Source organism: Plectonema radiosum NIES-515, assembly GCF_025753815.1.
In the GTDB taxonomy this organism is placed as follows: domain Bacteria; phylum Cyanobacteriota; class Cyanobacteriia; order Cyanobacteriales; family Nostocaceae; genus Hassallia; species Hassallia radiosum_A.
Genome location: NZ_JAOWRF010000053.1, coordinates 1 through 6,438, shown reverse-complemented (window position 1 = coordinate 6,438; position 6,438 = coordinate 1). Strand labels below are relative to the sequence as shown.

General features: G+C 43.5%; 6 protein-coding genes. 5 read left to right on the top strand and 1 reads right to left on the bottom strand.

The genetic code is table 11. The annotated features are described in order from the left end of the window. Positions 1-316 precede the first annotated feature (316 nt). Positions 317-1,231: an alpha/beta fold hydrolase gene (locus OGM63_RS03645; RefSeq protein ID WP_263744147.1), complete on the bottom strand. Its 915-nt coding sequence runs from the start codon at positions 1,229-1,231 to the stop codon at positions 317-319. 373 nt (positions 1,232-1,604) lie between these two features. Between OGM63_RS03645 and speB the strand changes: the two genes are divergently transcribed. The 5 genes from speB to OGM63_RS03620 all read left to right on the top strand — a co-directional run bounded on the left by speB (position 1,605) and on the right by OGM63_RS03620 (position 6,276). Next, positions 1,605-2,528 carry an agmatinase gene (gene speB, locus OGM63_RS03640; protein WP_263744146.1) on the top strand — a complete coding sequence of 308 codons (924 nt, stop codon included), beginning with the start codon at positions 1,605-1,607 and terminating at the stop codon, positions 2,526-2,528. Between the two features lie 51 nt (positions 2,529-2,579). Continuing rightward, complete coding sequence (locus tag OGM63_RS03635) at positions 2,580-3,134, top strand: thioredoxin family protein (protein WP_263744145.1); 555 nt, start codon at positions 2,580-2,582, stop codon at positions 3,132-3,134. A gap of 70 nt (positions 3,135-3,204) precedes the next feature. Further along, complete coding sequence (gene pyrH / locus OGM63_RS03630; protein WP_263744144.1) at positions 3,205-3,933, top strand: UMP kinase; 729 nt, start codon at positions 3,205-3,207, stop codon at positions 3,931-3,933. Next, positions 3,920-4,468, top strand: a complete 549-nt coding sequence (gene frr, locus OGM63_RS03625; protein ID WP_263744143.1) for a ribosome recycling factor — start codon at positions 3,920-3,922, stop codon at positions 4,466-4,468. Before pyrH ends, frr begins: the two co-directional genes overlap by 14 nt. 680 nt (positions 4,469-5,148) lie before the next feature. Further along, entirely contained in the window at positions 5,149-6,276 is a 1,128-nt protein-coding gene (locus tag OGM63_RS03620) for a geranylgeranyl reductase family protein (RefSeq protein WP_263744142.1), read from the top strand. Positions 6,277-6,438: the final 162 nt, after the last annotated feature.

The following is a 6,438-nucleotide window of genomic DNA, read 5'->3' as shown; positions in this document are numbered from 1 at the left end:
TTTTGATTGACAAAAGCATTCTGGCATTTCCTATGAAAGCGTGGTTTGTACATCTAACTTCTACTGTACAGAGTTCTACCTTATCTTACAGAGTTGTCTATCAATTAATCAACTTAAGACTAGCTCCACATTCACTTGCTGAAATCGACGAAAGATTGTTTCCAGGTCCGTGATCCTGAATTGAGAAGAGAATATAGGGTAGTGGGGTATGCATGTTCTCCCTGACACTTACTTGCCTCAAAAACCCTAACTTGATATTTATCCCAAAGACTTACCAACCCTTCCTCCTCCCGTTTTTTAGTTCATCGAACTCACGTTAAAAATTAATTGGAGCAAAGGGACTTGACATTTTCCCAATCCAATCCTGTATAATCGGATTCACTAGCTCCGGTGCTTCATCTTGGGGACAATGCCCAACACCTTCTAAAGGTATAAACTTTAGCACTTTTGGGAAATTAGCTAACTCTTTACCTAACTCAAACGGTTCCCAAGGGTCAGCTGTTCCCCACAAAATAATTGCCGGACAAGGCAGCAAAGGTAAAAGGTCTTCAGGTAGGGGACCTGTAGAATAAGCCGTAAAGGCAAGAAACACAGCTACAGCACCCGGATCGCTTACTGGTGCCATCAAGATATCTACTAACTCGTCTGTCACTGCCTCAGAATTGGCATAGGCTTTGAGGAGAATTGAGCGCACGGTTTTGGGCTGGGCAATTTGATTAAAAAAGAACTTGCCAACAGGTTTGATAGATAGCAAGCGTTGTAGCAAGGGCGTTCCGGCGCTACGATACCAAGGTAGTGTCCCTCGTTTGCGATCGTGTAACAGCCGTAAGGAGCAGTTCAGCAAGGCAACTCCTAATGCCATATCCGGGTTATCCACCGCTGCCTGCATGACTACAATACAGCCTACAGAATTTCCCACAAAAAAAGCAGGTTCTCCCACTACTTCCCGACAAAAATCAGCGATTTGCTGTCCCCAGGTTTCAAATGTGTAGGCAATCTCTTCACCTGGTTTGGGTTTAGCCGAAGCACCAAAGCCAATCAAATCAATAGCATAGACACGACAATTTTCCGCCAGTACAGGGATATTTTTCCGCCAATGCCACCAAGAGGCTCCAAAGCCATGTACCAAGACCACAGCGGGTCCAGCGGTTCCTTGGGTTTGATAGCAGATGGGAAAACCTTGCCAAGTCCAGGTTTTTGTTGCAGGCAGTTTGGTTGTCGATTGGATCATAGAAAATTTAAAAGCATAACATATAGGCGCAAGACAGTAAAACAGCGCTGCCGAGGGAAACCAGGAGCGCAAGCAACTGCGAAGGGTGAAGGGTGAAGCCCCAGGCATCATTGTTTTTTATTTTGTCGATAAATAGACAACCGATGTGAAAAAGATGTAGAGACGTAGCTAGCTTACGTCTCTACAAAGGTTGTGGGTAACGCATAATTAATTTCCAAATAGGTTGTCTAATATAAAACTTTATCAATGCCAAGCTAAAAGTTTAATTCAGCATCGGATAGCTCTTATTTTTTGATAGAGATAGTGCATTCATCAGTGAGATTATGTCAGTATTAGAAGTCACATCTTATCTAAACTGAGGAAAATTTTTGTCATGTTGGCACAAACTTCTACTTCTTTAATGCCATTTCTTGGCAGTGACGTTACTGCTAATTATGATGCATCAAAAGTAGTAATATTACCCATTGCTTACGAAGCAACAACCACTTATCGCCGGGGCTGTGAAAATGGTCCAGATTCTATACTGGAAGCTTCTCATCAGGTGGAATATTACGATGAAGAACTAGATAGAGAAACCGGTTGCGAAGTCGGGATTTACACTTATGAAACAATTGCGGACACGCGCTCCTCTAGTATTAGCGCTGAGGAAATGCTAAAAGTTACTGAAGAAACGGTTTCTAAGTTAATTGGCGATCGCAAATTTGTCATTGCTTTGGGTGGCGAACACAGTATTACTGCGGCAATTGTCGAAGCATATCGTCAATTTTATACAAACGAACCATTTACGGTTGTGCAAATTGATGCTCACGGTGACTTACGTCACAGTTATGAAGGCTCAATTCACAATCATGCTTGTGTAATGCGACGAATTGTCGATATGAATTTACCCACCGTGCAAATTGGCATTCGAGCGATTTGTAAAGAAGAAGCCGACTTAATCAAAGAAAAACAACTAACTGTATTTCGAGCGCGGGAAATTGCTAACGAGCCAAATTGGATGGATCGAGCAATTTCGGCAATTCAGACAGATAAAGTTTTTCTCACCATTGATTTAGATGGCATCGATCCTACCTTAATTCCTGGCGTTGGTACCCCAGAACCGGGCGGTTTAAATTGGTATGCTTTAATGACCTTTTTGCAGCGCGTATGTGAAAAACATAATGTCATCGGGTGTGATGTGATGGAATTAGCACCCCTTGTAGATTCAGTAGTTTCACAATTTACGGCAGCCAAATTGGTCTATAAAATTATTGGGTATCAAGCATCAGCTAAGGGTTGGTTTGAAGCTGGAAGATAACACCGAATATGACTATATTTTTTGTTTTTAGTTCCTTGGCGCTAAAAGAAGATGAATATACTAGAAACAATTGACACTCCAGTAGGAAGCTACGCACCAGATTTTGAACTGCCAGGAATTGACAAACAAGTACACCATCTTCGGCGTTATCTTGAAAAGTTCCGTGCAGTCGGTGTCATTTCCATGTGCAACCAATGTCCTTATGTCAGGTTGTATATAGATAGACTAAAAGAAATTCAAGCGGAATTTGCTCAACAAGGTTTTTCGCTGATTGGCATGAATGGCAGTGATGGCAATGAAAATCCGACGGAAAGCTTTGACAATATGCAAGCTTTTGCGCTCATGCATGAGTTGAACTTTCCCTATCTATGGGACTCAACCCAAGATACAAGCCGCAGTTTTGGGGCACTGGTTACACCAATGGCTTTTTTAATAGATAAAGATGGTGTAGTCCGCTACAAAGGGCAAATCGATGATAACCCGGAAGATCCCCGGTCTGTGAAAGAGCAATATCTAAAAAATGCGATCGCCTCTTTATTTCAAGGTGAAGAAGTTTACATTACGCAAACTCCACCTGTTGGTACTTGCTTAATCTGGCGGAATTAGAGACAGAAAGTCACGCCCACTGCTATCTTAAATTGGAGGCAATTGCAACTTTTTGATAAAACGTAACTTCATGGGAACGAATTACCGACGGGTTTTACTTAAACTGAGCGGTGAAGCCTTGATGGGCAACATGGGCTATGGAATTGATCCAGAAGTGGTCAAAGAAATAGCACAAGAGGTAGCAGAGGTGATAGCCACAGGTGTGCAAATCGCCATTGTTGTGGGCGGTGGTAATATTTTTCGTGGCGTCAAAGCGGCGTCAGCGGGTATGGACCGGGCAAACGCTGACTACATCGGCATGATTGCCACGGTAATGAATGCCATGACACTCCAAGACTCCCTAGAACGAATAGGGGTACAGACGCGGGTCCAAACTGCGATCGCTATGCAAGAAGTAGCCGAACCGTATATTCGTCGTCGTGCCATCCGTCATCTTGAAAAAGGACGGGTGGTAATTTTTGGCGCTGGTTCTGGAAATCCTTTCTTTACTACCGACACGACTGCCGCATTAAGAGCCGCAGAAATTGATGCGGAAATCATTTTTAAGGCAACCAAGGTAGACGGAGTGTACGATGCTGACCCCCATATCTATCCTGATGCCAAACGCTATCAAAGCCTTACTTACGCCCACGTTTTGGCTCAAGATTTGCGGGTAATGGATAGTACTGCAATTGCTATGTGTAAAGAAAACAACATTCCCATACTTGTATTTGATTTATCGGTGCGAGGTAATATTCAACGAGCAATTATGGGAGAATCTATCGGCACCCTTGTGGGAGGTTCTTGTGAAATTAGATGAAGCTGAGAGTACGATGCAAAAGACCGTTGAGTCAACTCAACGAGCTTTTAACACGATTCGCACTGGTCGCGCCAATGCGAGTCTACTAGATAAGGTGATGGTGGAATACTACGGTACCCCCACATCGATGAAATCACTGGCAAACATTAGCACGCCAGATTCGACAAGTATTACGATTCAGCCCTACGATCGCAATACCATGAACTTGATCGAAAAGGCAATTTCGATGTCGGATGTCGGTTTAACCCCCAACAACGATGGTTCTGTGATTCGGCTGAATATTCCGCCCTTGACAAGCGATCGGCGTAAAGAATTTGTCAAACTCGCCGCCAAATATGCTGAAGAAGGGCGCGTTGCCATTCGCAACATCCGCCGCGATGCTCTAGACTCAATTCGCAAGCAGGAGAAAGCCTCAGAAATCTCTGAGGATGAAGCCAAAGACCAGCAAGACGAATTGCAAAAACTAACCGACAAGTACACCGCGAAAATCGGCGACTTGTTGGCAGAAAAAGAAAAAGACATCACCACTGTCTAAAGTGTGAAGTATGAAGGCTGAAGGATAATCTATGAATTTTTCAACCTTCGTACTTTCTCACATCTTTACTAAAACTTTATAAAATATCGTAAAGCCTTGGCTAAAAATTTGTCATCGGTGAAACTAATGAATTGTAATTTAGTAGCGGTTACACTCATTAAATAATTTAGATGATATAAAAAACACATTTAACTTCTTGACAGTTATCAGTGGAATTATCAGAAAAAAGTATGTGGCGGTGTTACAAGCAATCTGAATTAATCAACATAAAAAATTTCTATCCAAATATTTACGGATAAGCATGGTAGCTCCAGAAGAAAAATTTAGATCGGTTACACTGAAGGCTGTTAAATAGGGAACATCTCAATTTGGGAAAAACGCCCACAGGCGCGAGATTCCTGGGGCTAAATAAACAAAGCCTGCCGACCCTGGCTTGAATACTCATAGCCTGCGTTCGGCTTTGCCGTTGCCGCTAGGCTAGGCAGGCTTCGTGCGTAGGCGATACCTTAAATATTGACGGTGGTTTCAACCACCTGAGTCGTTTTTCATCCCCCACTTAAAAGACGGAAGACGGCGCTACGCACCTGTTCCTTGGGGGCTTTCAAACTTTCCAGTTTTTCTTGTAAAGTACAAATAAAAACGCAAAAATCAACGTTCTTCAGGAGCAAAAATTCAGCCATATGCATGATTGTATCATCGTCGGCGCGGGACCTGCTGGTGGAACAGCCGCTTACCATTTAGCCAAGCAGGGACGTTCGGTATTAGTTTTAGAAAAAGAATCTTTGCCAAGATACAAACCCTGTGGCGGAGGGGTATCGCCTGCGATCGCCCAATGGTTTGACTTTGATTTTACTCCAGCAATTTCTCTGAAAGTGGACGAGTTGCGCTTTACCTGGAAAATGGGCGACCCTGTAGAAACTAAAATAGAGACCATCGAGCCAGTCTGGATGGTGCGACGCGATGTTTTTGACCATTTCCTAATTCAGCAAGCGCAAAAACAAGGTGCCCAATTAAAAGATTCTACGGAAGTAACTGGAATTGAATTTAAGAGCGATCATTGGCAAGTTAACACAGCTAACGGTCCAGTTACAGGTCGCTTTTTAATCGCTGCTGACGGTGTGAAAGGATCGATGGCAAAATGGCTGGGCTTGAAAGAACGCAAACGCCTTTTAGCAGGGGCTTTAGAGGCAGAAGTCCCAGCGGTTGTGGAGAATAAGTCTACAATCCACTTCGAGTTTGGTATGGTCAAAAACGGCTATATCTGGAACTTTCCCAAAGCTGATGGTTATTCGATTGGTGTCGGTACTTTCATCGGTGGGGAACCCCAAGATTTTAAGAAAATTTTGCATGAATACGGAAAAAGTTTTGGTCTAGATGTTAAAGCTAGCAAGCAATACGGTCATCCTATTTGTTTATGGGATGGCAATCAAAAGCTGCATACTCAAAATGCGGTTTTAGCAGGGGAAGCCGCTTGTGTAGTTGATCCGATGACAGCAGAAGGTATTCGCCCCTCTATTTTTAGCGGTTTGCTAGCAGCTGGGGCGATTAACCAAGCGCTTTCTGGTGATGCGAACGCTTTAGAAAATTATTCGGAAGCGATCGCCGAACAATGGGGGGCTGATATGGCTTGGGCGCAAAAGTTAGCTGGTGCATTTTACCGCTTTCCGGGCGTTGGTTACAAAGTGGGTGTCAAGCGTCCTTCTGGTAGCCAAATTATGGGTAGAATCCTGTGTGGTGAACTGCGCTATAGCGATGTTGTGAATCGTGCGCTGAAGCGTTTGGTTCCGATTCCTGGTTTTGGTGGGTAATTGAGAGTTAGGAGTTAGGGGTTTGAAAGTGTAACGTGACATCTCCTACACCGATTTGAGTACAAATTCGGTGTAGGCTTCTGAAGTCTTATGAAAGATATTCAGAATTTCCTTCATGGTACTATCAGCTATAGATCCTTCTATAACAATTTTCCCACTACG